Source organism: Rahnella sp. RcJ3, assembly GCF_009498575.1.
Taxonomy (GTDB): Bacteria; Pseudomonadota; Gammaproteobacteria; order Enterobacterales; family Enterobacteriaceae; genus Rahnella; species Rahnella aceris.
In genome coordinates this window covers 146,774-170,893 of sequence record NZ_QSNX01000010.1, presented here as the reverse complement: position 1 = coordinate 170,893, position 24,120 = coordinate 146,774, and the positions used below count along the sequence as shown (strand labels likewise).

The 24,120-nt window shown below is 51.8% G+C and carries 22 protein-coding genes; 14 read left to right on the top strand and 8 right to left on the bottom strand.

Going from position 1 to position 24,120, the window contains the following annotated elements; genetic code table 11:
• The first annotated feature begins 47 nt into the window (after window positions 1-47).
• The 3 genes from DXU84_RS15025 to DXU84_RS15015 all read left to right on the top strand — a co-directional run bounded on the left by DXU84_RS15025 (window position 48) and on the right by DXU84_RS15015 (window position 3,085).
• The gene (locus tag DXU84_RS15025; RefSeq protein ID WP_015690548.1) at window positions 48-1,229 is read left to right on the top strand and encodes an esterase; all 1,182 of its coding nucleotides are present in this window, start codon (window positions 48-50) and stop codon (window positions 1,227-1,229) included.
• An 81-nt stretch (window positions 1,230-1,310) separates the two neighbouring features.
• Window positions 1,311-2,351 carry a hypothetical protein gene (locus DXU84_RS15020; RefSeq protein ID WP_013577343.1) on the top strand — a complete coding sequence of 347 codons (1,041 nt, stop codon included), beginning with the start codon at window positions 1,311-1,313 and terminating at the stop codon, window positions 2,349-2,351.
• The gene (locus DXU84_RS15015; protein ID WP_013577342.1) at window positions 2,330-3,085 is read left to right on the top strand and encodes a hypothetical protein; all 756 of its coding nucleotides are present in this window, start codon (window positions 2,330-2,332) and stop codon (window positions 3,083-3,085) included. Before DXU84_RS15020 ends, DXU84_RS15015 begins: the two co-directional genes overlap by 22 nt.
• 49 nt (window positions 3,086-3,134) lie before the next feature.
• Here DXU84_RS15015 and uvrA read toward each other — a convergent pair whose 3' ends face one another.
• Window positions 3,135-5,990, bottom strand: a complete 2,856-nt coding sequence (gene uvrA / locus DXU84_RS15010) for an excinuclease ABC subunit UvrA (RefSeq protein WP_037034977.1) — start codon at window positions 5,988-5,990, stop codon at window positions 3,135-3,137.
• 326 nt (window positions 5,991-6,316) lie between these two features.
• Here uvrA and DXU84_RS15005 point away from each other — a divergent pair, with 326 nt between their 5' ends.
• Entirely contained in the window at window positions 6,317-6,859 is a 543-nt protein-coding gene (locus DXU84_RS15005) for a single-stranded DNA-binding protein (protein ID WP_013577340.1), read from the top strand.
• An 87-nt stretch (window positions 6,860-6,946) separates the two neighbouring features.
• On the opposite strand, the gene DXU84_RS15000 is transcribed toward DXU84_RS15005, so the two are convergent.
• The gene (locus DXU84_RS15000) at window positions 6,947-8,365 is read right to left on the bottom strand and encodes an amidohydrolase family protein (protein WP_153376121.1); all 1,419 of its coding nucleotides are present in this window, start codon (window positions 8,363-8,365) and stop codon (window positions 6,947-6,949) included.
• Window positions 8,366-8,460: 95 nt separating this feature from the next.
• Window positions 8,461-9,315 carry a LysR family transcriptional regulator gene (locus DXU84_RS14995; protein WP_037034979.1) on the bottom strand — a complete coding sequence of 285 codons (855 nt, stop codon included), beginning with the start codon at window positions 9,313-9,315 and terminating at the stop codon, window positions 8,461-8,463.
• A 206-nt stretch (window positions 9,316-9,521) separates the two neighbouring features.
• Here DXU84_RS14995 and DXU84_RS14990 point away from each other — a divergent pair, with 206 nt between their 5' ends.
• The 4 genes from DXU84_RS14990 to DXU84_RS14975 all read left to right on the top strand — a co-directional run bounded on the left by DXU84_RS14990 (window position 9,522) and on the right by DXU84_RS14975 (window position 15,568).
• On the top strand, window positions 9,522-10,211 hold the full coding sequence (locus tag DXU84_RS14990) for a YopT-type cysteine protease domain-containing protein (RefSeq protein ID WP_013577337.1): 690 nt from the start codon (window positions 9,522-9,524) through the stop codon (window positions 10,209-10,211).
• Window positions 10,212-10,466: 255 nt separating this feature from the next.
• On the top strand, window positions 10,467-12,398 hold the full coding sequence (locus DXU84_RS14985) for a metallophosphoesterase (protein ID WP_153376119.1): 1,932 nt from the start codon (window positions 10,467-10,469) through the stop codon (window positions 12,396-12,398).
• Window positions 12,399-12,698: 300 nt separating this feature from the next.
• Window positions 12,699-13,856, top strand: coding sequence for an FAD-dependent urate hydroxylase HpxO (gene hpxO, locus DXU84_RS14980; RefSeq protein WP_013577335.1), 1,158 nt, complete (start codon window positions 12,699-12,701; stop codon window positions 13,854-13,856).
• Between the two features lie 125 nt (window positions 13,857-13,981).
• The gene (locus tag DXU84_RS14975; protein ID WP_153376117.1) at window positions 13,982-15,568 is read left to right on the top strand and encodes a hypothetical protein; all 1,587 of its coding nucleotides are present in this window, start codon (window positions 13,982-13,984) and stop codon (window positions 15,566-15,568) included.
• Window positions 15,569-15,605: 37 nt separating this feature from the next.
• On the opposite strand, the gene DXU84_RS14970 is transcribed toward DXU84_RS14975, so the two are convergent.
• The gene (locus DXU84_RS14970; RefSeq protein WP_013577333.1) at window positions 15,606-16,091 is read right to left on the bottom strand and encodes a hypothetical protein; all 486 of its coding nucleotides are present in this window, start codon (window positions 16,089-16,091) and stop codon (window positions 15,606-15,608) included.
• A 54-nt stretch (window positions 16,092-16,145) separates the two neighbouring features.
• Entirely contained in the window at window positions 16,146-17,048 is a 903-nt protein-coding gene (locus DXU84_RS14965; RefSeq protein ID WP_013577332.1) for a LysR family transcriptional regulator, read from the bottom strand.
• Window positions 17,049-17,169: 121 nt separating this feature from the next.
• Between DXU84_RS14965 and DXU84_RS14960 the strand changes: the two genes are divergently transcribed.
• The 3 genes from DXU84_RS14960 (at window position 17,170) to DXU84_RS14950 (ending at window position 18,625) form a co-directional block, all read left to right on the top strand.
• A complete protein-coding gene (locus tag DXU84_RS14960; RefSeq protein WP_112151070.1) occupies window positions 17,170-17,910 on the top strand; it encodes an SDR family oxidoreductase in 741 nt (246 codons plus the stop codon).
• A gap of 116 nt (window positions 17,911-18,026) precedes the next feature.
• Window positions 18,027-18,281 (top strand): transcriptional regulator, encoded by a 255-nt coding sequence (locus tag DXU84_RS14955; RefSeq protein WP_223510138.1) that lies wholly within the window; start codon window positions 18,027-18,029, stop codon window positions 18,279-18,281.
• Complete coding sequence (locus DXU84_RS14950) at window positions 18,281-18,625, top strand: type II toxin-antitoxin system PemK/MazF family toxin (RefSeq protein ID WP_013577329.1); 345 nt, start codon at window positions 18,281-18,283, stop codon at window positions 18,623-18,625. Before DXU84_RS14955 ends, DXU84_RS14950 begins: the two co-directional genes overlap by 1 nt.
• Before the next feature lie 21 nt (window positions 18,626-18,646).
• Here DXU84_RS14950 and DXU84_RS14945 read toward each other — a convergent pair whose 3' ends face one another.
• Both DXU84_RS14945 and DXU84_RS14940 read right to left on the bottom strand, forming a co-directional pair.
• The gene (locus DXU84_RS14945) at window positions 18,647-19,027 is read right to left on the bottom strand and encodes a tautomerase family protein (protein ID WP_013577328.1); all 381 of its coding nucleotides are present in this window, start codon (window positions 19,025-19,027) and stop codon (window positions 18,647-18,649) included.
• Between the two features lie 116 nt (window positions 19,028-19,143).
• A complete protein-coding gene (locus tag DXU84_RS14940; protein ID WP_013577327.1) occupies window positions 19,144-20,049 on the bottom strand; it encodes a DMT family transporter in 906 nt (301 codons plus the stop codon).
• 188 nt (window positions 20,050-20,237) lie between these two features.
• On the opposite strand from DXU84_RS14940, the gene DXU84_RS14935 reads away from it, so the two are divergent.
• From DXU84_RS14935 to DXU84_RS14925, 3 genes are all read left to right on the top strand, one after another.
• Window positions 20,238-21,116, top strand: coding sequence for an AraC family transcriptional regulator (locus tag DXU84_RS14935; RefSeq protein ID WP_162906083.1), 879 nt, complete (start codon window positions 20,238-20,240; stop codon window positions 21,114-21,116).
• Between the two features lie 85 nt (window positions 21,117-21,201).
• Window positions 21,202-21,735 carry a GNAT family N-acetyltransferase gene (locus DXU84_RS14930; RefSeq protein WP_013577325.1) on the top strand — a complete coding sequence of 178 codons (534 nt, stop codon included), beginning with the start codon at window positions 21,202-21,204 and terminating at the stop codon, window positions 21,733-21,735.
• 35 nt (window positions 21,736-21,770) lie between these two features.
• Complete coding sequence (locus tag DXU84_RS14925) at window positions 21,771-22,394, top strand: glutathione S-transferase family protein (RefSeq protein WP_037034986.1); 624 nt, start codon at window positions 21,771-21,773, stop codon at window positions 22,392-22,394.
• 165 nt (window positions 22,395-22,559) lie between these two features.
• Here DXU84_RS14925 and DXU84_RS14920 read toward each other — a convergent pair whose 3' ends face one another.
• Complete coding sequence (locus DXU84_RS14920; RefSeq protein WP_013577323.1) at window positions 22,560-23,675, bottom strand: SDR family oxidoreductase; 1,116 nt, start codon at window positions 23,673-23,675, stop codon at window positions 22,560-22,562.
• Window positions 23,676-24,120: the final 445 nt, after the last annotated feature.

Genomic DNA, 24,120 nt, shown 5'->3' with positions numbered 1-24,120 from the left:
GAGGACAGGTTGTCCGTTTGCTCACGCCAACCCAGAAGGAAAGGATGATGACCCGTAACCGGCTGAATCTTGCCACGCTTTTGATTCTGGCGCTCAGCGCGCCGTTCCCGCTGACCGTCTCTGCGCAAAGCTTGCCGCAGGATCCTGATGCGTCGGTGCCTGCGAAAAATTACATCACGGCGGTGAATCCTGATTTAACCATCACTTACCGGCTGTATGCGCCGACTGCCGAACATGTCGATGTGGTGACCGGTGCCACGCCGGTGACCTACATTCCGCATCAGATGACCAAGGACGATAAAGGTGTCTGGAGCTGGACATCGGGTGCACAGAAGCCTGATCTCTATGAATATTTCTTCAACGTGGATGGCTTGAGGATTGCCGATCCTGGCAGTGCAATGCCCAAGCCACAGCGTCAGGTGAATACCAGTTTGATCCTGGTGCCCGGCAGTATTCTTGATGTGAAAAACGTGCCGCACGGCGAAGTCCGCACGCTGACCTATCATTCCGCCGCGCTGAATTCCGAGCGTCAGGTCGCGGTGTGGACGCCACCGGGTTACACCGATGCTTCACAGCCGTTGCCGGTGCTGTATTTCTATCACGGCTTTGGCGACACCGGTCGCTCGGCGCTGGATCAGGGGCGCATTCCGCAAATCATGGATAACCTGCTGGCGGAGAAAAAAATCGTGCCGATGCTGGTGGTCATTCCGGATACCGAAACCGACGCCAAAGGCGTGGTGCCGGAAGATTACGTCACCAAAGATCGCCGCAAAGAGTTTTATCCGCGCAATGCCGCTGCCGCAGATAAAGAGCTGACCGGTGATATTATCCCGCTGATTTCTAAAACCTTCCGTGTGCGTGATGACGCAACCGGACGCGCGCTGGCCGGGCTTTCTCAAGGCGGTTATCAGACGCTGGTCAGTGGCATGACGCATCTCGACCAGTTTGGCTGGCTGGCGACACTCAGCGGTGTCAGCACCACCACCGTACCCAATGCGGATGTGGCGAAACGCTTCGCTGAACCGGAAAAAATCAATGCACAACTGAAAAACTTCACCGTGGTTGTCGGCGAGAAAGATGTGGTAACAGGGAAGGACATTGCCGGATTGAAAACCGAGCTGGAAGAGAAAAAGATTAAATTCGATTACCACGAATACCCGAATCTCGGCCATGAAATGGACGTCTGGCGCCCGGCCTATGCGGAGTTTGTGCAGAAGATATTTAAGTAGGGTCACACCGTGTAAAGTCTTTTTCGATGTATAAAGTGATTTGCTTTATACTTTAAAAAATGACTTTACACGGATCTGCAAATGACACAGAAGATAACGCAACTGGTTAGCTACCTTGAAACGGTTTTAGGCTTTCGCACTACAGCCACCGAAGTAAAACTCTCAGTTTCATTCAGTCTTCAGGAGTTGTTTGGTTTCTTCGAACTGGAAGTTGGTGTGCCGGGTGACGCTCCTCTGATTCTGCTGGCGGCTTTACAGCGGGATGACACCTATCCGGGCATTGTCACGATAAGGAAACGTCTGTCACTCATTGAAAGGATGACAGATAAGGTGGTTGTCTACGTCTGCGAAAATATGAATCTGGCGGAACGCCGCAGCTTGATTGACCATCACATAAATTTTATTGCGATTAAAAAGCAGTTATTTATTCCTGAACTGGCCATGGATTTGCGCGATGCCTTCAGAATTCGTAAAAAAAGCGCCGGCAAAGACGTGCAAAACGATTTTTCTCCGGCCACTCAGGCTATGCTCATCCAGCTTTTATGGGATGAGTCATTCTCTAAATCCGGTATTACCTGTACGGCTGAGCAGTTGATGGGCTTATATAATTACAGTCGCGTGACGCTCTCAAAAGCCATTTCTGAGCTGACAAAATCCGGGCTTCTTGCTTCAACGCATGAGAAAGATTTTTCGACCCGATTTTATTCACTCAGATTTTCGCGCTCAGAGACTTTCGTAAAATCTCTTCTGCTGATGCGTAATCCGGTGAAGAAAATCGTCTGGATTAACAAGCTACCTCCTTTAGATGAGGGGGTCTGTTATGCCGGAGACAGCGCTTTAGCGGAATACACGATGCTGGCCCGTGGCGCTAAGCCTGTGTTTGCGATGACCCGGGAAGTATTCACTTCACTCCTGAAAAGGGGGGAATTTGATGAAGTGACTCATATCGACAGCGCTGTAGCTACAGTTGAAATCTGGAGCTACCGGAGTCCCAAAGCTTCAACACATATCGTTGATGAAATATCTCTGTATCTGACACAGAAAGATAATCAGGATGAACGGGTCCAACTGGCGCTCAGTGAACTTAAGGATCAATACCCATGGATGAAATTCGGGGACTAAAACTGTTTGGCGAGTATTTCAAAAAATATCAGGATCAATACGTCCTCATCGGTGGTGTCGCATCCTGGATCACTATGGATGAAGCCGGGGAAGAATTTCGGGCCACCAAAGATCTGGATATTGTCCTCATTATTGAGGCGCTGAGCCCTGATTTTGTCAGTTTGTTTTGGGAATTTATAAAGTCAGGCAACTACGAAATCCGCCAGACGGGTGAGGGAAAGCCCATTTTTTACCGGTTTCTGAAACCAGAAAACACGAGTTACCCCTTTCAGATTGAACTTTTCTCGCGTTCTCCACAAGGAATGGAACCTCCGGAAGATGCTCAGATTATCCCGATCCCCAAAGATGAAGGTGTTTCCAGCCTCTCAGCTATCCTCCTCGATGAACATTATTATTCCTTCCTCAGGGATGGCCTCCTGCGCACGGAATTATTCTCGTATATCGGAGCAGACAGGTTAATCCCTTTAAAAATGAATGCGTGGCTTGATCTGTCAACCCGCAAGGCGGCAGGAGAACCTGTGGATTCCCGTGTTGTGAATAAGCACAGAAATGATGTGATCCGGTTATCAGGTCAACTGACAGGAAAGGCTGCCACCATTCCCGAGAACATTCGGGCTGACATGGAGAGCTTTCTCACAAAACTGTCAGATGAGAATATTGATCTCAGGTCACTGAATCAGCGGGGGTCTGTAGAAGATGTCATTAAAAGGATCAGAGAAGGATTTGGTCTGTAATCAGGACAAACAAAAGGCCTTCCCGTTTGGGAAGGCCTTTTGCTATGGCTTAAGCGCTTTTCTTCGCCTGCTGGCTGTGGCGTTCCAGCAACGGTTTCAGGAAGCGCGCAGTATGCGATTCTTTGCATTCCGCGACGGTTTCCGGCGTACCGGCGACCAGAATCTGTCCGCCGCCCGCACCGCCTTCTGGCCCGAGATCAACAATCCAGTCCGCGGTTTTAATCACGTCCAGATTGTGTTCAATCACCACGATGGTGTTGCCCTGATCGCGTAGCTGATGCAGCACTTCCAACAGTTGCTGAATATCGGCAAAGTGCAGGCCGGTGGTCGGTTCGTCGAGAATATACAACGTCTGACCGGTGCCGCGTTTGGACAGCTCACGCGCCAGTTTGACGCGCTGTGCTTCACCGCCGGACAGCGTGGTCGCTGACTGGCCGAGGCTGATGTAGGTCAGACCGACGTCGATCAGCGTCTGCAATTTACGCGCAAGGGCAGGGACGGCATCGAAGAAATCACGCGCTTCTTCAATGGTCATCTCCAGCACTTCGTGGATGCTCTTGCCTTTGTATTTAATTTCCAGCGTTTCGCGGTTATAGCGTTTGCCTTTGCACTGATCGCACGGCACATAAATATCCGGCAGGAAGTGCATTTCAACTTTGATCACGCCGTCGCCCTGACAGGCTTCGCAGCGGCCGCCTTTGACGTTGAAACTGAAACGCCCCGGCGTGTAGCCGCGTGAACGTGATTCCGGCACACCGGCAAACAGCTCACGCACCGGCGTGAAAATACCGGTGTAGGTTGCCGGGTTAGAGCGCGGCGTACGGCCAATCGGGCTCTGGTCGATGTCGATGACTTTATCGAAATGGCCCAGACCTTCGATTTCACGGTACGGCGCAGCTTCAGCAATCGTTGCGCCATTCAGCTCGCGCTGTGCCAGCGGGAACAGCGTGTCGTTGATCAACGTCGATTTACCGGAGCCGGACACGCCGGTGATACAGGTAAACAGGCCCACCGGCAGCGTCAGCGTGACATCTTTCAGGTTGTTGCCTTTAGCGCCGGAAAGTTTCAGCACTTTGGTGGCATCCGCCGGGACGCGCTGCGCCGGTACGGAGATTTCCCGTTTACCGCTCAGGAACTGGCCGGTCAGTGAATTCTCGGTCGCCATAATGTCTTCAGCGGTGCCTTCAGCCACCACTTCGCCACCGTGTACGCCTGCACCCGGACCAATATCAATAATATGGTCGGCAGCGCGGATCGCGTCTTCGTCGTGCTCGACCACAATCACCGTGTTACCGAGGTCGCGCAGGTGGATCAGGGTTTCCAGCAGACGCTCGTTGTCGCGCTGATGCAGGCCGATAGACGGCTCATCCAGCACGTACATCACGCCCACCAGACCGGCACCAATCTGGCTCGCCAGACGGATACGCTGGGCTTCGCCGCCGGACAGCGTTTCCGCAGAACGTGACAGCGAGAGGTAATTCAGGCCGACGTTCACCAGGAATTTCAGGCGATCGCCAATCTCTTTCAGCACTTTCTCAGCAATTTTGGCGCGCTGACCGCTGAGTTTCATATTGCGGAAGAAATCCATCGCATGGCCGATGCTGAAATCAGAGATTTCCGGCAGCGTGGTTTCTTCGACAAATACGTTACGCGCTTCCTCGCGCAGACGGGTGCCGCGGCAGGAAGTACACGGACGGTTGCTGATGTATTTCGACAGTTCTTCACGTACTGCGCTGGATTCCGTTTCTTTATAACGGCGTTCCATATTGTGCAGCACGCCTTCAAACGGATGGCGACGAATCGAGGTATCACCGCGATCGTTGATGTATTTGAATTCAATGGTGGTTTTGCCGGAACCGTGCAGGATGGCGTTTTGCACGTCGCTGCTCAGTTCGTTAAACGGCGCTTCCACGTCGAAATCATAATGCTCACCGAGAGAGCGCAGCATCTGGAAATAATAGAAGTTACGACGATCCCAGCCACGGATTGCGCCGCCCGCCAGTGAAAGCTCAGGGTTTTGCACCACACGATCAGGGTCGAAGAACTGCTGCACACCCAGCCCGTCACAGGTCGGACAGGCTCCCGCCGGGTTGTTGAACGAGAACATACGCGGTTCAAGCTCGCGCATGCTGTAGCCGCACACCGGACAGGCAAAGTTGGCCGAGAACAGCATTTCTTCGGCTTTCGGGTCATCCATATCGGCGACCACGGCGGTACCACCGGAAAGCTCGAGCGCGGTTTCAAACGATTCCGCCAGGCGTTGCGCCAGATCGTCACGCACTTTAAAGCGGTCAACGACCACTTCAATGGTGTGTTTCTTCTGCAATTCTAATTTTGGCGGATCGGACAAATCACACACTTCACCATCAATACGCGCACGGATATAGCCCTGCGACGCCAGGTTTTCCAGCGTCTTGGTATGCTCGCCTTTGCGATCTTTAATGATGGTCGCCAGCAGCATCAGACGCTGGCCTTCCGGCTGAGCCAGCACGTTATCCACCATCTGGCTGACGGTCTGTGCTGAAAGCGGAATATTATGATCCGGGCAGCGCGGCTCGCCCACGCGGGCAAACAGCAGGCGCAGGTAGTCGTGGATTTCGGTGATCGTCCCGACGGTAGAACGCGGGTTGTGCGACGTTGATTTTTGCTCAATCGAAATCGCCGGAGACAGACCTTCAATATGGTCGACGTCTGGTTTTTCCATTAAGGATAAAAATTGGCGTGCGTAGGCCGACAGCGACTCGACGTAGCGGCGCTGGCCTTCGGCGTACAGCGTATCGAACGCCAGAGAGGACTTGCCTGAACCGGATAAGCCGGTGACAACAATCAGTTTGTCGCGCGGGATAATCAGGTTGATATTCTTGAGATTATGGGTGCGTGCGCCCCGAACTTCGATCTTATCCATTCATCATTCCCGGATTAACTTGATAGCTCACCGTGCCGGTGACCGCCGTGAAAACCAGTTTCGCGCCAGCCATCGAATCGGGCACAGAGAAGAACGTAACGCGCAATTATGACACAAATCACAGCCTGTGCCACCCCAAAACCTGAATGTATATCCAGTACTCAATGTAACAATGGAATGTTTGCTGAACAATCTGGAAAGAAAATCGCAGTGCATGACATCCGTGGTACGGAGGCAACGTTTTGTGGTTATAATGTCGCGAAGTGAGTTTCCTCACACCCCAAACTGTGGTTTCAACCACGACATACATCATCAGGAGAATCCACATGGCCAGCAGAGGCGTAAACAAAGTTATTCTCGTCGGTAATCTGGGGCAAGACCCGGAAGTCCGCTACATGCCTAACGGCGGCGCGGTTGCCAACATCACTCTGGCAACGTCTGAAAGCTGGCGTGACAAAGCCACCGGCGAGCAGAAAGAAAAAACCGAATGGCACCGTGTAGTGTTGTTCGGCAAATTAGCGGAAGTCGCAGGCGAATACCTGAAGAAAGGTTCTCAGGTTTATATCGAAGGCGCACTGCAAACCCGTAAATGGACCGATCAGGCTGGCGTTGAAAAATACACCACCGAAGTCGTTGTTAACGTCGGCGGCACCATGCAGATGCTCGGCGGCCGTGCAAGCGGCGGCGCACCAGCAGGTGGTGGTCAGCCATCCGCAGGCGGCCAGCAGGGCGGTTGGGGTCAGCCTCAGCAGCCACAAGGCGGCAACCAGTTCAGTGGCGGTCAGCAATCTCGTCCGGCTGCGCAAAACAACGCGCCAGCACAGAACAACGAACCCCCAATGGATTTCGACGACGATATCCCGTTCTGATTCATTGCCTTCGGGCATCAACGTTCAGAACAACAAAAAGCCCCGAAAGGGGCTTTTTGCTTTGCAGCGTTGACTACTTTCAATTCCTCACACTTTCCCCACCGCACCAAACACTAATCTGCCCTGATGGAATGTCGCTTTCACCTCTGACACCCGCGCCACCGCTTCGGCAGAGCAACTGGCGTCGACCAGGATCATTTCGGCGTTATCGTTCACCGCAGGCCACTGGCGTGTGCCGCTGTCGTCGAGCGGCAGAACGTTGCCGGTGGCGATAGCGAGGGAGCGCGTCAGGCCAAATTCGTCGGAGTTACCGTAGAGCTGGGCATAGAGGCTGGCTTTTTCCAGCATGCTGCCGGTGCCGAACGGCGACCAGTGATCAATGACGCTGTCTGTGCCGGTCATGACAAATACGCCGTTCTGGCTGAGCTGCGGCAGCGGCATATTCAGTTTGCCGAGCGGAATGGTGGAAGCGACGGTGAACTGCTGCTCTGAAAGCCCTGCAATGACGTCGTCGAGTTCCGCGCCCTGCATCATCGCCAGCGCAAAACCGTGGCTGAGCGTCACTTTGCCTTTCAGTTGCGGGTTTTTCTCCACGGTCTGAATCATGTATTTCACTGCCGCGATACCGGCCGGCGTGGTTTCATGCAGATGAATATCCACGCCTTTATTCGTATCCAGTGCAATCTGAAACATCGCGTCGAGGGATTTTTCCATCGCGTCATCCACGTTAGTCGGATCCAGTCCGCCGACGTATTGCGCGCCCATTTGCATCGCCTCACGCATCAGGCCATCGACTTTCGAATGCAGCAAGCCGTGTTGCGGGAACGCCACAATTTCACAACTGAAATCCTGCTGATGTTTTTCCAGTGCGATTTTCAGATGCTCAAGGCTTTTCAGGCCGCTGACCGGGTCGATATTGCAGTGGCTGCGCGCCACTGTGGTGCCTTTGGAATGCAGCAGCCCGATGATCGCTTCGGCATGTTCCACCGATGTTGGTAGCAGTTTGGGGATCAGCACCTGTTCGCGGGCAATCATGTCCATGATAGTTTTGCCTTTACGCGGGCGCGGTGCTTCCCATTTGCCGCCGTAGAAGGTTTTGTCGAGGTGAATATGCATGTCGCGCGTGGCGGGCAGCAGAAGTAATCCTCTGGCATCAAAAGCAGGCAAGGTGCTGGCCGGGGCGTCTTTTGCCGGCTGGATCGCCACGATTTTGCCGTTGTTGATTTCAAGATTGTACAAACCGGTTCTGGTGGCAATAACGATATCGCCTTCGCGCTCAAAACCCTCTTCCAGCCGCACATTGCGCAACTGGTAATGCGGCGCAGAAATCGCGTTGATCTGGCTGGCATCGTCACATTTTTCGTCCATCGCGCCCGGTTTGAACGGGGAGGCTGATGCCATACCTGCGGTTAACAGCGCGCCGGTGGCAGTGATTTTGGCGCTATGCGAAAGAAAGTTTCTGCGGCTTTGTTGCTGAGGATTTTGCACGTCGAATTCCTTAATCATGATGCGGGAGGATGCTGCTTTTCCCTTCACCTTAAAAGATGACGCCGGTTCCGGCTGCGATTTTTCCCACTGCCTGCCAGTGGAAAATGCAATGGCTAACTAAGCTGACAAAAATCCTTTAATTTTCCGGCCAGTGCGATTTGCGCAGGCGTCGCGTCGTGGCGGTAAAACAGCGCCAGCTCGACGTTATCAATCGGTGGCAATCCGCTTTCTGCCCCAAGAATCCGGTGCTCCGGCTGGCGGCAACTGGCGGGCAATAAGGTGACGCCCAATCCGGCCGCACTGGCAGCGACCAGCGCGGCGAGGCTGGCGCTGCTGTAACTGATACGCCAGCTACGCCCGAGAGCATCCAGTGCCTGACACAGTTCTTCGCGGTATAACCCGTTGAGCGGAAACAGTACCAGCGGGATGGGATCCCGTTCAAACGCCGGAAACGCCGCGCTGTCCAGCCACAGCATCGGCTCGGGGCGCGAGGCGTTGGCCTTTTCGCCGGTGAGTTGTTTCACCAGAATGATATCCAGCATCTCCTGTTGCCAGGCGCGGCGCAGTTCGTGACTCAGGCCGCTGGTGACATCAAGGCGAATATGCGGATGGGCGCGGCTGAATTGCGCCAGCAGGGACGTGGTGGCCGCGGCAAAATCTTCCGGCACACCGAGACGCACTACGCCGTCCGGCCACTGGTCACTCAGCGCATCGTGCGCTTCACCGTTCAGGGCGATAATCCGCCGCGCATAACCCAGCAACCGTTCGCCTTCTTCAGTCAGTTGCACCTGATGAGACGTGCGTTCCAGCAAAGGTTTTCCCAGCGCTTCTTCCAGGCGGCGGATTTGCTGGCTGACTGTCGATTGCGACAGGTACACGCGGTCGGCCGCACGGGTAAAACTGCCGGTTTCGCAGACGGCGACAAAACTAAGCAACTGCTGCGGGCTGAACATCGGATAGCGATTCATTTTTTAAATGTTTATGCTTTTGGTATTCGAAATATCAATACTTAGCAGAGTATCAACCTTCCCGCTCTCGCACCAGACCAGAGGCTGAGAACCCCTTAGAAGAAAAGGTTTCCTTTATGTTTTCTGAATTAATCATGTTCAACATTGAAAGTATTTTTTCTTTATCATTTGCAAAATTTTTCTTAATAATGGAATGAAGTGATTTTATGAGAATGGATTCAGTTAGACTGATACAAAATTATAATGGGATATATAATAAATTCCGACAGGGGGAATATATTAAGAAAAATAAATGGGATCATTGTGATGAGAAAAAACGTAAGGGCGCATGGACCGGAAATGTCTATGATCGCGCCGGCCGGGTGGTTGAATATGGTCTTGAAAACGGTGTGTGTCAGGGGCTGGTGGGCGCATACCTGATATCAGGTCAAAGCTGGAGCCGGTTCAGTGCCTATATTGCCAGTGAAAAAGGTAAGACGGTGGTGCGGGGGATCATGAATTTTCAGGAACACCTGAGTGCCAGCGGGAATATGAAAGAAATGAAAAGTGTTTTTCATGGCATTCTAAAATCTTATCAGGTTAATTTTATTCGGGAGGAAATAAAATTGACTGGAAACACCGCAATTACCATGGCGCAGTCAATATTAAAAAGTGTCAGTCAGGGCAATGGCTGTCATATATCGATTAAAAAATCTTCCAGCGGACACTCATTAGGTCTCAGGGCAGAATCCAATCAAATAAAAATCTTTGACCCCAATTATGGTGAGACGGTTTTTCCCTTTAAGAATGGTATCAGCGATGAAATGGAAAAATTTCTGATACATATTTTTTCTGAATACTACAGCCAGTACTTTATGTTGACGGTTGAACATTATTCAGCTTCCGTTTTTTCCTGAATCTCCGGACTCACAGATAACAGTGAAAAACCACTTTTAAGGTTTTATTCTTAGCGTTGATATGTATTTAACTTCTGTATTCCGATTGTTTAATGGTCGTTGTAAAATAAGTCAACTTAATTATTTATTTTAAAACAAATGTTTGTTACAAATTATAATATCGAGGTACGATAATTTACTAACAGTAAAATGATTAACCTCAAGGGTGAAAGTGTGTTCGTCTCAAAAAATAAAATTAAATATGGCAGGATAGCCATGGCTATCGCTGCTTGTTTGCCATTTTATACCTCAGCAGAAATAAATATTAGCAATGTGGCAACGCAAAGAGGTGGTTACCATGTACCGGATGTTGTACTCACTGTGCCTGATGGCATGAAGATGATCGACATGAGTTCTATGCAACGGGAAATATCACCGGGTCCTTCTCCTAATCCTCCCGCGCCTGTTCCGGTACCTGACCCTCATCAGGACGGGTTACCTATTCCTGATGATCAAAATGACTATGCCCGGATGAAACTCTCAACCGAAATATCTGGCTATAAGGTTTCAGAGAATTCAAGTCCATATGAAATAAAAGCAATCACTGTGCCAGGTGGACAAGCCGTGCGTTTATTAGAAGCTAAAACGGTCGATTCCAGTGATAACAATATCTCTCCAGTTGTTGCAAAAGGGGAGATGGTTTACACCGATGTAAATGGGGTGGAGCATTCCCGTCCTTACGAAGTTTCAACAGACAGTGCGGAAGAAACATTCGAAGCACTGAAAAATATGAAAGAACAGCTGAGACAGGAGGTCTTCCCGGACGCGGCGGTAACCTCTGCGGTGTATGGTTCCATTGCTGCGCCAAAAGCCTGGAGCGCTGATACGACGGTCGGTGAAATACATGGCCGTCAGGTTAACGGGACTACTGAATTCTTTGAAGCAAAGTTTAATGGTAATGCGAAAAGTAAAAACTGGTATTACCCGGAAAATAAAAAAGATAATGCCTGGTGGCGTGTTGTTCATCCAAAAGAATATTATGCCATTACGTCTGACTGGCATTTTGGGGCAGAGACTACATCTACGCCATATAACACGGTGCCCAGCAAAGCTAACTTTAAGAAGATTGATGCAATTAACACACTGAAAGACAAATACGGTGATGCCTTCAGGGGGACGATTATTAACGGCGACATTACCCACTGGGGGCATGGTGGCGAGTGGTCTGATGCCAAGAAAGCTTTTGGCAAACTTAATGCACCTTACTGGTACGGGCTGGGTAATCATGATTATGACGGCAATGTGAATGACTGTGGTTTGTGGGAAAATCGCTGTGCAATTCGTAGTATCCGGAATTTAGTTGATCATATTAATAGTTTGAAAGATGTCGTTTCCGTTGATTACGACGTCATGAATGGTTATAAATTCCCGCATCTCAGTACCAACTATATTGGCAGTTTCGGTTACAGTTTTGATATTGCGGGTATTCGTTTCATTCAGCTTAATAATAATTTGCATTATACGAAGGAATTTTCAGGGTTTAATTCGGATGCTGCCCGCCGGTATGATATTAAGGTCAGGGACGGTGAGGGCTGGTTCCGTGAGCAGTTACGCGATGCAGGCATAAAAGGTAAAGCAACAATAGCGTTGGAGCATGGAGGTGAAAGTTACAGTGAAAATGAGACTCCAACGCGGGATATACTGGGGGAGTATGGCGGCTCGATAAGATTTGGTGGCCATTCACATGGTATCTCTTCATCAAACAGCGGGGCGGCTTATTACGGCGATATGCTGATTCTTGAGCTTGATTACAATAAGCAGATGGGAAAAACATATATGGTAAGCAATGATAAAATTGATGAAATGTCACCGGGAGCGGAATTTACACTTAATTTCAACGTCCCGGAAATGGCACCTGTACCGAAAAGTTACATCCTGAGTCTGCGTAATAAAGGCGGTTACACAGGTTATTACAGACTCACTTATACCAACAGCAGTACTAAAGCCAATTTCAATAAAGAATATAAATTATCGCTGGGTAATACTCAGCAGGTTATTATTCCTGCTGAAGCGACGAACGTAAAAATTAAAGGTGTAACAGGAACGGGACGGGCTTTATATTCCCAGTCACTGACCAAACAGGAAAATACCTGCATAGAAACGTGGGGAACGCTACCTCGTAACCTGCACTGGGGTTGGTGCAAGTAACGCACTGCGGCATTTGTGGATCCAAATTATCACTCCCTCTGCTGGGGGAGTGATTTGCGAATATTTGTCTGATGTAAATCTTCCTCCGGCTTTCTCTCCGCCCCATCCTTTCGCACCAGAGTGATTCACTTCGCGGCTATTACGCCACTCTTGCTCCAAAACGACGCCTCGTTTTAGCGCATTTCACCTGCGCTTCGGCAGTTAATGATTTCACTTAAGATTGTATACAAGGCTTTGGCGGCAAATCGTCTTTCTGGTACAGAAATTGCTTTTCCCTAAAGAGACTCAGGGGAGAAAAATATGAAAGCGATCGTGATTGGTGGCGGTATTGGCGGGGCGTGTGCGGCGATTGCGCTGAAGCGTTTTGGTATCGAAACGGCGGTATACGAGGCAGTGAAAGAGATCAAACCGGTCGGTGCGGCGATTTCCATCTGGCCTAACGGCGTAAAGTGCCTGAATTATCTCGGCATGAAAGAGGCGCTGCGCGAACTCGGCGGCAACATGCGTTTTATGGCCTACAAAGAATATCAGCAGGGCCAGACCATGACGCGTTTCAGTATGGATCCGCTGATCCAAAGCGTCGGCGAGCAGCCATATCCGGTGGCACGCGCGGAACTTCAGTCGATGCTGCTGGAGACTTATGGCCGCGACCAGGTGCAGTTTGGCAAGCGCGTGACGCACGTTGAAGAATCTGCCGACAGCGTCACCGCCTGGTTTGACGACGGCACTTCCGCGACCGGCGATCTGCTGATTGCCGCTGACGGCACCCATTCCATTATCCGCCAGCACGTTCTGGGTTATGCAACGGAGCGCCGCTATGCCGGTTATGTTAACTGGAACGGCCTGGTGGAAATCGATGAAAGCATCGCGCCTGCCGACCAGTGGACGACGTTTGTCGGCGAGGGTAAACGCGTGTCCCTGATGCCGGTGAGTGGCAACCGTTTCTACTTTTTCTTTGATGTGCCGCTGCCAAAAGGCTTGCCGCAGGATCGCACTACGGTACGCGAGGATTTACAGGGTTACTTTGCGGGCTGGGCGGAACCGGTGCAGAAGCTGATCAGCCAGATCAATCCTGAAACCACCAACCGCGTTGAAATCCACGACATCGAACCCTTTATGCAACTGGTCAAAGGACGGATTGCGCTGCTCGGTGATTCCGGCCACAGCACCACGCCGGATATCGGGCAGGGCGGTTGCGCGGCGATGGAAGATGCAGTGGTGCTGGCAAATATGCTGCAAACCAATTCATTAGGCATTGAAGATGCATTGCTGCGTTATCAGGAAAAACGGGCATATCGCGTGAAGGATCTGGTGCTGAAGGCGCGTAAACGCTGCGATGTCACCCACGGCAAAGAAATGGCCGTGACCGAACAATGGTATGAGGATCTGAAAAGCGAAACCGGCGAACGCATTCTTTCCGGCATGTGCGAAACCATTCTGGGCGGTCCGCTGGAATAACGTCGGGGGCGTAAGAAACAACTTTTACATATCCTTAAAGCTTCCTGTGTTTTTGCCGAAAATAGCATCAGAAGGATCAAGGTATCCACTGGCGCTATGGCGCAAAAACATAGGGACTCATCGGGATGACAGTTATCTCTGCGACAGGTAATCAGGCGCTCAACACGCTGGTTACGTCAACAAAATCACTGACGGCAGTCACTACTGCAGCCAGCCAGCAGCAGGCTTCGACGGCGCAATCCACCACGGTAATGATCGGCCAGGCGGACACCGCTTCGCCGGTCTACAACATCACCAAACCGGCACTGGTCTGGGAACGTTCTTCCAGTGATCTGATGTCTTCAAAGCTTGCATCGAACTTCAGCCATTCCGGCAATGCGGCGCGTTTTACCGGACTCGGTGCGGCGCTGCTTGAGCGTTTCACTACCGACAGCAGCAGTTATTCGCAATCGGTGATGAAGCAGACTTCCGCTCAGTCGACCCGTTCGGCGGCCAACGTTGCCGCCCAAACCCAACTTCATACCAAAGCTGATAACCAGATAAGCCTGAGCATTAAAACTGCCAGCGGCGCACTGGTGGATATCACGCTGGGCAGTGATGATGACGGACTCGGCGTGCAGGTGAATGTCAGCAAAGGCACGCTCAGCGATGCCGATCGCAAAGCGCTGGCCGGTCTTGCGGAAGGTTTTCAGAAAGCGATTGATGGCCTGACGGCGCAACCGCCGAAGCTCGATCTGAGTGGCCTGACGAAGTTTGATACCTCGGTGCTGTCGTCGGTGGACTTACACGCCACGCTGGGCACCACCAATACCCAGACGCTGGATTTTCATGCTGATGCGAATACCCGCTCAGTGAAATCGACCGGTGTTGCTGGCACGGTGGATATCAGCGTCGACATGAGTAAGCGCGCACTGCTGGGCACAGAAAGCCAGCAGAAGCAGGCGCTGAACAGTTATCTGAAACAAATCAGCAGCGCGGGTAATCGTGGCAATGGTGACGAATCGCTGATGAACATGTTCAAAGATGCCTTTACGGCGCTGAACAGCAATTATGGCGAAACCGCGACGACTTATAAAAGCGGGGGGGCTGAGCCGGTTTATTTCTCGCTGACCAAAACCGATAAAAACATGATGACCGGGCTGGCGGATTTCACGGCGTCAGTCTCGCAGACACCGGTCGATTCCACCAATCCGATGCGCCCGGATGAAACCGATACGTTCTCTTATCAGGTTTCTCAAACCAGCACGATCACCGGCACGGGTACGCAGGACCGCAATATCACGCAGAAGCAACAGTCACATCTGGCCGCCAGTTATCATGCATCGCTGACACCGGGGCTGAAACTGAATCTGACCAGCGACCGCAACTCGCAGAATTACCTTTACTATCAGATTGATGACAAGGCAGAAAGCACGACGTCCGTGCAATATCACAAAGGTGCGCTGATGAGTGCCTCAGTGGCTCAGTCCGCCAGCAACTCAACACATATTCAGAAATATGTGAAAGGCGCACTGGAATCCGACATCACCACGCCGGAAATCACGTCGAAAACCACTGACCTGCTGGGCACGCTGCAATCGGCCTGGGAAAATAACGCCCCGCGCATGTCGTTCCGGGATTATCTGAATCATCAGACCCTGCCGGATCTCAGCGGGATGGTACTGATGGAATCGGATGCTGCGCAGTTGAAAAACAGTCCTTCATTAGTGTAGATAAAACCAAAACAGCCCCTGACGGGGCTGTTAATCATTACATCTCAAATTTCATGCCTCTCACCACAATTTCATCAAATTGCAGATGATGCATAAATTCGCGCAAAATCAGCAGCGTGGCGGCGAAATCATTGCCGTCGGGGATACCTTCGAAATGCGCCGGGCGGCCATTAATGACCAGCGCCAGCCGGTCGAAAGTGCGTTCCACCGCGTCGAGCGACAACGTCATCACTTCATTTTCCGCCTCACCGGCAATGCGGGCCAGCGCACGGATATCGTTGTCCGTGCTGAACAGTTTAGCGCCCGGCGGAATGTCGTGCCGGATGCGCATCACTTCGTCCTCGACCACCATAATGGCAGTTTCCATTTCATCCGGCGTCGGCGGTGAATGATGAAAATAGCCGACAGAGGTGAGTTGTGAGCCCAGTGTCAGGAGCAAACTTTTATCGTCGTTATCATCATTACGGACGATAACTTGCGTTTCTTCGCTGCCGATATGCAGCAATACAGCAGGTGTGGTCATCGGCGTCTCCAGTCGTTAACGTTGTGACGTCATGCTTTCAGAGCAGAAAAACTATCATGTCAGATGCGGATCGCGCCGCGCAAACTCTTTCACCATCCAGTCGATAAACACCCGTACGCGCGGTGAAAGCTGGCGGTTACGCGGGTAAAGCAGGGAAACCGGCAGTGAACCGGCCGGGAAATCCGCCAGGATTTGTACCAGACTTCCCTGCGCCAGATCCTCCAGCAGGCCGTAATGCGGCACCTGAATAATCCCCATCCCGCGCCGTGCCGCTTCTTTCATGCTTTCCGCGCCGCTGACCGACAAACTGGTCGGCAGCAGGATTTCACGGTTTTTGCCCTGCACCTGAAAAATCAGCGGCAACAGCCCGCCGGTTGCGCTGGAACGAAAACCAATCATCCGGTGACCGGCGAGATCGTCTGGCGTTTCCGGTATGCCAAAACGTTGCAGATAGTCCGGGCTGGCGCAGGTAATTTCCGGCAGCGTACCGAGCGGGCGCGCCACCATATCGCTGTCTTTCAGTTCACCGGCGCGGATCACGCAATCAATGCCTTCCCGCACCAGATCCACCAGCCGGTCGCCTTCGCTCATGTAAAACTCAATGTCGGGATACTGCGCCAGAAAATCCGCCAGGCCGGGCAGCAGAAAATGCCGCGCCATCGAACCGTGTACATCCACCCGCAATAACCCCTTCGGCTGCGCACCGGCAAACGCCATTTCAGCATCTTCCACATCTGCCAGAATACGCAGACAGCGCTGGTAATAGGCTTCGCCATCCAGCGTCGCGCTGACGTGTCGGGTGGTACGCTGCAGAAGCCGGATGTTCAGCCGCGACTCCAGTTGTTTAATGGCATCGGTCACCGTGGAACGTTTCAGATTCAGCGCTTGTGCAGCCTGCGTAAAACTGCGCAGCTCCACCACGCGGGTGAATAACTGCATGCTGTCGAGTTTATCCATGATGATTGTTCGCCTTTTCCGGATAGTGATAACGAATATCAGGTAATTATCCGGCAGCGTCAATCGGCTACGCTTTCCTCACTGACAACAGATCCGAATCACTGAAAAAAGGAAACGCATCATGACTTCATCCAAACAGAAAGTCGCGCTGGTCACCGGCGCATCACGGGGTATTGGCGCCGCCATCGCAGAACGTCTGGCGCACGACGGTTTTACCGTGATTGTGAACTACTCACGCGGTGCGGCAGAAGCCGACGCGGTGGTCAGAAAAATTGAACAGGCAGGCGGAAAAGCTATCAGCGCGCAGGCGGATGTCAGCGACGCGGCGGCGGTCGGCCGGATGTTTGCCAGCGCGGAACAGGCGTTTGGCGGCGTGGATGTGCTGGTGAATAATGCGGGTATTATGACGCTTTCCGCCATTGCCGAAACCGACGATGCAGCATTCGACCGCCTTATCGATATCAACCTGAAAGGCACTTTCAACACGCTGCGTGAAGCGGCGAAACATCTGCACGACGGCGGACGTATCATCAATTTCTCATCAACCGTGGTCGGGTTATATCAGCCGACTTATGGCGTGTATGCCGCGACCAAAGCGGCTGTCGAGGCGCTGAGCCGCGTGCTCACCAAGGAAATGCGCGGCCGTCAGATAACCGTCAATACTGTTGCGCCCGGCCCGACAGCAACGGATTTATTCCTCAACGGTAAATCGGATCAACTGGTGGAAACCATCGCCAAAACCTCGCCGCTCGAGCGCCTCGGTCAGCCGGAAGATATCGCCTCCGTCGTCGCCTTCCTCGCCGGTCCCGACGGTGCGTGGGTCAACGGCCAGACGCTGAAGGCGAATGGCGGGATTATTTAATCCTTCCGTTTAACGCAGGAAAATAAAAAGCCGGAATGCAGCTCGCAAAAACCCGTATCAGGAATACTGTTACGGGTTTTTGGTTGTATACTCTTTGTAGATACAACGGTGGAGAAATGAACATGCGTACTCAGGCCACATTACAGAAATGGGGTAACAGCATCGCGTTACGGCTGTCCGGAAATTTGAAGTCAATTCCACAATTCGAGGAAGGTGATGTCGTTGATATCGAGATTTCTGAAGACGGGCTGCAAATTCGTAAAGCCGATAAGCAGAAGGTCACTGAGGCCAGCTTGTTATCGGGGCTGAGCGCGTATAATGCTCACGCTGATGAATTGGCAGAACCGACTGACAGGGAGCTTGATTATTAATGTATTTACCAAAGCGCGGGGATATTTGCTGGCTGGATTTTGAGCCCACCAAAGGAAAGGAAATAGGCAAATATCGACCGGCGCTGATCCTGTCTCATGAAACGTATAATCAGGTTACCGGGCTGGTGATTTGTATGCCGGTGAGCAGCAGCATCCGGGGCGCGCCGACCGAAGTGCCGGTCAACAATCTGAGCGCACCTTGTGTGGTTGCCACCACGTTGATCCATACAATGGACTGGCGGCACCGTCAGGCAAAGTTTATCGCTGTTGCGGAAAGTGGCGTCTTTAACGACGTGCTTGCCCGAATCATTCCGCTGATTGGTGGTGAGAACTTGTTGGCCTGAAGTTTACCTTCAGACCTTTTCTCACGCGTATTGCGCTTCGCCGTTGCCGAAGGACCAGTTTTCTTTCGGCACTTCCACCAGGCTGATGAACACATCTTCCAGACGTAACCCGACTTTTTCATGCAGCCCGTAAGCGACGGCGTGATAGAACGCCTTTTTCATTTCCAGTGTACGGCCGGTGTTGAGCGTTACCTGAATCACAATGCAGTTCGGGCTGCGCTGTATATTCAGATAATCAGGGGAAATCATCATTTCTGCCGGAGAGTGTTCGGAGATGACAATAAACTTGTCGTTTTCCGGCGCATTAAGAGCTGAGCGCAGCGCGTCATAGATCACATCGCCGACGGTTTTGCGGTAGGTTTCGGGTTTTCCTTCGACCATATCAATACGTACAAAAGGCATTTTATTCTCCTCATTATTTTCTGTAGGGCGCGCATCTCTTAGGATGCGGCCTTTCAGGTATGCAACACGAGGAGGAGAGTTGTCGAGTGTTTTTTTGTACCCGCCGGTAAGCTGCCCTACGCCGCAGCGGCTTTGCGCCTGAACATCTCCAGCCAGGCCGGACGGCAGAACATCACCAGATTACCGAGCAGGATCAGCGCCAGCCCGATAACCGCATTGGCATGCCATTGATAATTTTCATAAAATGTTGAAACCGTCAGTGCGACCAGCGGGAACAGCAGCGTACTGTAGGCCGCCTGACTGGCACCGATGCGGCCGACCAGCGTGAAGTAAATGCCGAAAGCCAGTACCGAACCAAACACGGAAAGATAGACCAGCGAGCCGAGATATTGCGGCGTCAGGTCGATGGCGAAGGAAGCGCCCTGCATCAGGCTCAGCGCGCCCATGACGGCTGTACCGTAAAACATCGCGTAGGTATTGGTGGAAAGCACATCCAGCCCGTGACGCTGATGGCGTGAGCTGATCATGTTGCCGAGTGAGAAACCGTAAGTGCCGAGCAGGCTGAGGCCGATGCCTTTGAGCAATTCCGGTGCGATATGCGCGGCGCTGAGGTCATGCCAGAAAAGCGTGATAATACCTGCCAGCCCGAGAACCGACGCAGGGATCACTGCCGGAGCCAGTTTCTGACGGAAAAACAGCATGCCGTTGAACGCGTTGAACAGCACGGCCATCGAGAAAATCACCGATTCCAGCCCGCTGGTGATGTAGGCTGCGGCGTGATAGAAGCAGTAAAAATTGAAGCAAAAAACGCAGCAACCCTGAACCAGGCAGAAAAGGTGATCTTTCAGCGCCAGACGACGCAACCTGCGTGTCGCCAGCAATGCCACCAGCATGATCACCGCAGCCAGCAGGAAACGGTAGAAAACCGACACCGTGACCGGCACGTCGCCCTGTTGCAGATAAATCGCAAACCAGGTGGTACCCCAGATCAGGATCACCAAAATATAAAGCAGTGCGTTCATAGAAATCTCTCACTCAGACAGTAATGACTGAGGACATTCTGCGGTAACGGCAGACCGCTGGCTTTCAACGTTTTGCGCTGAGTTGCATATTCTTGCGCATTTTTTCAGTCACCCGCACAGCAAGATCTGGCACCGGGGCGGGGGAAAACCGTAAAATGGGCGTCATCTTTCCTCCACACGGGTACGCCATGACTAAGGTCTATCAGGCTTTCGAAACGCTGCGTCAGCACAAAGCGGTTCTGCATGACAGTGTGGAACTGGGTTCCGGTATTCAGCTGGCGGCGTGGTCGAACAAAAATGACATCGTGAATCAGGAAAGCGCTGATCACCATACGCTGAGCCTGTACGTTGCCGACGGCTACGAGTGTTACCACAAAACCCGCAGCGGCTGGCGGAACGGCGGCGGGCCGGATCGTTTTTGTCTGATGCCGAAAGGCAGTATGTCGAGCTGGGATGTGCGCGACGATTTGTCGTTTGTGCATCTGTATTGCTCCGACGAACACCTGCGACATCTGGTGGAACAAACCTGGGATCGCAGCCCGGCGGCGATTGAGCTGGAAGAACGCACATTCGGAGAGGATCCGCAAATTACGCTGTTGTATCGCCACTTTTTGCTCAGCAGCCAGTGGCAGGAAAACAGCAATCAACTGATGCTCAGCAGCGCCGCCAATCTGCTGATGGCGCATCTGGTGAAACATTACACCCATCTGCAATGGGCGCTGCCAACGGTACGCGGCGGGCTGGCTCCGCATATGCTCAACCGCGTAAAAGATTATATTCACACGCATCTCGGGCAGCCTTTATTACTGCCGGAACTTGCCGCGCTGGCAGAACTCAGCGAATTCCACTTCGCCCGCATGTTTAAACAAAGCATGGGGCTGGCACCGCATCAGTACGTGATGAATGCCCGGCTGATCCGCGCGGAAAACTTGCTGAAAACCAGTCAGATGGACATCACGTCCATTGCGCTGGAATGCGGATTCAGCTCCGCCAGCCATTTCAGTAACCGTTTCAAATCCGTGCGTGGCATAACGCCGACGGCACTGCGCGGCGGCATTATCGTCTGATTTTTATTTCCCGCTAAAACCTCTCTTCCGGTCAGCACAATTGTGGTGCTAAGTTAATGGTAATTCACCTTATTCAGGAAAAACCATGCAGACCAGTGCTCCCGTTATCGAAACCGAACGTCTGATTTTACGTGGCCATCATGTTGATGATTTTGAAGATATTGCCGCGCAATGGGCCGATCCGGCGGTTGTGAAATACATCGGTGGCACGCCTTCGGGTCGCGAAGCCAGCTGGAGTCGTCTGCTGCGGTATCCGGGCCACTGGCAGATGCTCGGTTTCGGTTACTGGATTGTGTTCGAAAAAACGGCGGGTGCAGAAGGCGCGTTTGTTGGCGAAATTGGCCTGGCGGATTATCAGCGTGATATCACACCCTCGCTCAAAGGCATGGCGGAAATGGGCTGGGTCGTTTCTCCGGCATTTCATGGCAAAGGCTACGCCTTTGAAGCCGCGCAGGCAGTGCTGAAATGGGCCGGTACACACGTCGATCGTCAGCTATGCTGCATTATTGCGCCGGAGCATCAGGCCTCGGTTCGTCTGGCGGAAAAATGTGGTTTCGTGGCAAAAACGGATACCACTTATCACGGCTCAGCCACGCGGATCTTTATTCGTCCGTCGTGACCGGCTATTCGTGTACCACGTTAACAGGGGAAATCATGCTAAAGATTTTGGGTAAATCACCGTCGATCAATGTGCGTAAAGTGTTGTGGACCTGTCAGGAACTGGGGCTGGATTTCGAACAGGAACAATTCGGTTCGGGTTTTCAGTCTGTCCAGACTGCGGAATTTAAAGCACTGAACCCGAATGCGATGGTGCCGGTAGTGCTCGATGGCGAATTTGTACTGTGGGAATCCAACGTGATTTGCCGCTATCTGGCGGCGCGGGAAGGGCGCGAAGATTTGCTGTCATCTGACCCGAAACGTCGTGCGCTGACCGAACAGTGGATGGACTGGCAATCCGGTGAGCTGAATAATTCCTGGCGCTATGCGTTTCCGGCGCTGGCGCGCAACAGTCCGCAGCATCAGGATCCGGCGCTGATTGATGCCGGTGTCAGCGAATGGAACCGTCATATGCAGATGCTGGAAGAACAACTTCAGCGCAGCGGCGATTATGTGCTGGGGGATAATTTTACGCTGGCGGATATTCCCATCGGGCTGGCAGTGAACCGCTGGTCGATGACACCCATGTCCCGTCCGGCGTTACCGGCAGTGACGGCGTATTATGACCGCCTGAATCAGCGCGAAGGTTTCAGGCTGTATGGCCGAAACGGCCTTGTCTAATCCCCGTCATCCTTCACGCTGCAAGCAGCGTTCCAATCTGCTCCCTGCAGATTGGTCATTCACCCCGGTCACTTACTTATGTAAGCTCCCGGGGATTCATTCAGTTGCCGCCTTGAAGCAACTGAATGATTTAGGGGAGTGTTTAATATTTAACAGACACCGGGTTTATTTAAAATCAACCTGCATCAGTTCGCTGATAGATTGTCCGCGGGTTGAGGAAACACATTTATCAATATAACTGTTAAAGGCAGCAGGTTTTGGAATGCCCATATCTAATAAACGAGAATTATCAAACTTCACGTTTAACTGAGCAAAACCGCCATAAAGTTTAATGGCACGTAAAATAATTTTATCATTACACGGGCCGAGCACATCTTTAAATTGTTTGCGGATGCCGGTAAATTCCTGATAACTGGTCTGTTCATATTCACTGATAATGCGTGAAGTATTATTGGCTTTTGCCACCGAGGTATCTATTTCATGGAATGGCGTACACATCTCTTCGCCGGAAGAAATATGATAAAAATTATGGCTGAGGTCTTTGGCGAGACACAGTTTTACCAGCACCATCGCGCAATAGTCCACCGGAATAACATCCACCTGATCGTCGAGCGTACAGGTGAATTTCTTCAGTTTAATCGCCATCATGAACACCCAAAAGATGCTGCTTGAAGGCTGGCAGCCATGCTGCGTGTGACCGACGATAATCGACGGTCGTGCAACCACGAACGGCAGCGACGGGCATTCGGCGCGGACAAGATTCTCAATCGCCCGCTTGGAAGCCGTATACTGCACCAGATCTTCGTTCTGCTCGTTGTCCGGCATGCCTTCGTAGAAGACGCTGTCTTTATCCGGCATCGATGCCATCGCCGTGCCAACATGCACAAATCGCTGCAAACCTTTTACCTGCACCATACGTTTGGCGAAGGCCAGTGAACCTTCGACATTCACACGCCACATGGCCGGATTATGACCAAACGAGGCGATGGCGGCGCAGTTAATAACGTGCGTGACATTATCTAAACGCGCGTCATGAATAAAACTTTCCGGATCGGCCAGATCGCCGGTCAATATTGATTGCTCAGTTAGCGGAGAAAGCTGAGTATCATGTAATTCAAACTTCTTCAAATTATCGATAATTCTGGCGAGTCCCGTCGCATTATCGTCAGCCCTGACTAAGAGTAATAATGCATTATTGGTGGTGAGTTGCTGGCGAAGAAAATATTCAACGACAGCTCCGCCAACAAAACCAGTGGCACCGGTTATTAAAATAGTATTCATATCAGAAGACCTGCAACGGGAAATTACCGGCACAGTATCACCTCTATTCTAAACGGAACGTATACCGTTTTTTGCCTTGAATAAACGAAGCGTAAACAGCACGAAAAGCTTAAGTTAAAGAAAAAGTTCCGAAGACATAAAAATTTATTAACTGGCATGCTTTATTTACAGTAAGAAATAATTAGCGGACATAAATTAATTATTTAAGTTAAATTTAATCAGGGTGCCATAAAACCCCGGCGGGCGTTGACGGTGAAAAGCACCGGTAAAAAGTGATAACGTATGTGCATAAAGTATCCACTCCATCGCCACTACGTTAAACTGTACCCTTGAGAACAGTAAGCGATAAGGATCAGAAAGGATGACGCGAACGGCGTGTCTGGTGTGTAATGCAGGGAATATTGCGCAGGTCATTCCCTCATGCGCTGAAATAAGGTACAAGGCT

What these genes read in the sequence shown, in the direction of transcription:
- DXU84_RS15005 (WP_013577340.1), top strand. Translation starts at nt 6,317, where the DNA reads ATGGCCAGCAGAGGCGTAAACAAAGTTATTCTCGTCGGTAATCTGGGG.
- DXU84_RS14925 (WP_037034986.1), top strand. Translation starts at nt 21,771, where the DNA reads ATGCTAAAGATTTTGGGTAAATCACCGTCGATCAATGTGCGTAAAGTG.
- uvrA (WP_037034977.1), bottom strand. Translation starts at nt 5,990, where the DNA reads ATGGATAAGATCGAAGTTCGGGGCGCACGCACCCATAATCTCAAGAAT.
- DXU84_RS14960 (WP_112151070.1), top strand. Translation starts at nt 17,170, where the DNA reads ATGACTTCATCCAAACAGAAAGTCGCGCTGGTCACCGGCGCATCACGG.
- DXU84_RS15020 (WP_013577343.1), top strand. Translation starts at nt 1,311, where the DNA reads ATGACACAGAAGATAACGCAACTGGTTAGCTACCTTGAAACGGTTTTA.
- DXU84_RS14985 (WP_153376119.1), top strand. Translation starts at nt 10,467, where the DNA reads ATGGCTATCGCTGCTTGTTTGCCATTTTATACCTCAGCAGAAATAAAT.
- DXU84_RS15000 (WP_153376121.1), bottom strand. Translation starts at nt 8,365, where the DNA reads ATGATTAAGGAATTCGACGTGCAAAATCCTCAGCAACAAAGCCGCAGA.
- DXU84_RS15025 (WP_015690548.1), top strand. Translation starts at nt 48, where the DNA reads ATGACCCGTAACCGGCTGAATCTTGCCACGCTTTTGATTCTGGCGCTC.
- DXU84_RS14935 (WP_162906083.1), top strand. Translation starts at nt 20,238, where the DNA reads ATGACTAAGGTCTATCAGGCTTTCGAAACGCTGCGTCAGCACAAAGCG.
- DXU84_RS14945 (WP_013577328.1), bottom strand. Translation starts at nt 19,027, where the DNA reads ATGCCTTTTGTACGTATTGATATGGTCGAAGGAAAACCCGAAACCTAC.
- DXU84_RS15015 (WP_013577342.1), top strand. Translation starts at nt 2,330, where the DNA reads ATGGATGAAATTCGGGGACTAAAACTGTTTGGCGAGTATTTCAAAAAA.
- DXU84_RS14950 (WP_013577329.1), top strand. Translation starts at nt 18,281, where the DNA reads ATGTATTTACCAAAGCGCGGGGATATTTGCTGGCTGGATTTTGAGCCC.
- DXU84_RS14975 (WP_153376117.1), top strand. Translation starts at nt 13,982, where the DNA reads ATGACAGTTATCTCTGCGACAGGTAATCAGGCGCTCAACACGCTGGTT.
- DXU84_RS14920 (WP_013577323.1), bottom strand. Translation starts at nt 23,675, where the DNA reads ATGAATACTATTTTAATAACCGGTGCCACTGGTTTTGTTGGCGGAGCT.
- DXU84_RS14940 (WP_013577327.1), bottom strand. Translation starts at nt 20,049, where the DNA reads ATGAACGCACTGCTTTATATTTTGGTGATCCTGATCTGGGGTACCACC.
- hpxO (WP_013577335.1), top strand. Translation starts at nt 12,699, where the DNA reads ATGAAAGCGATCGTGATTGGTGGCGGTATTGGCGGGGCGTGTGCGGCG.
- DXU84_RS14970 (WP_013577333.1), bottom strand. Translation starts at nt 16,091, where the DNA reads ATGACCACACCTGCTGTATTGCTGCATATCGGCAGCGAAGAAACGCAA.
- DXU84_RS14965 (WP_013577332.1), bottom strand. Translation starts at nt 17,048, where the DNA reads ATGGATAAACTCGACAGCATGCAGTTATTCACCCGCGTGGTGGAGCTG.
- DXU84_RS14955 (WP_223510138.1), top strand. Translation starts at nt 18,027, where the DNA reads ATGAACATGCGTACTCAGGCCACATTACAGAAATGGGGTAACAGCATC.
- DXU84_RS14930 (WP_013577325.1), top strand. Translation starts at nt 21,202, where the DNA reads ATGCAGACCAGTGCTCCCGTTATCGAAACCGAACGTCTGATTTTACGT.
- DXU84_RS14990 (WP_013577337.1), top strand. Translation starts at nt 9,522, where the DNA reads ATGAGAATGGATTCAGTTAGACTGATACAAAATTATAATGGGATATAT.
- DXU84_RS14995 (WP_037034979.1), bottom strand. Translation starts at nt 9,315, where the DNA reads ATGAATCGCTATCCGATGTTCAGCCCGCAGCAGTTGCTTAGTTTTGTC.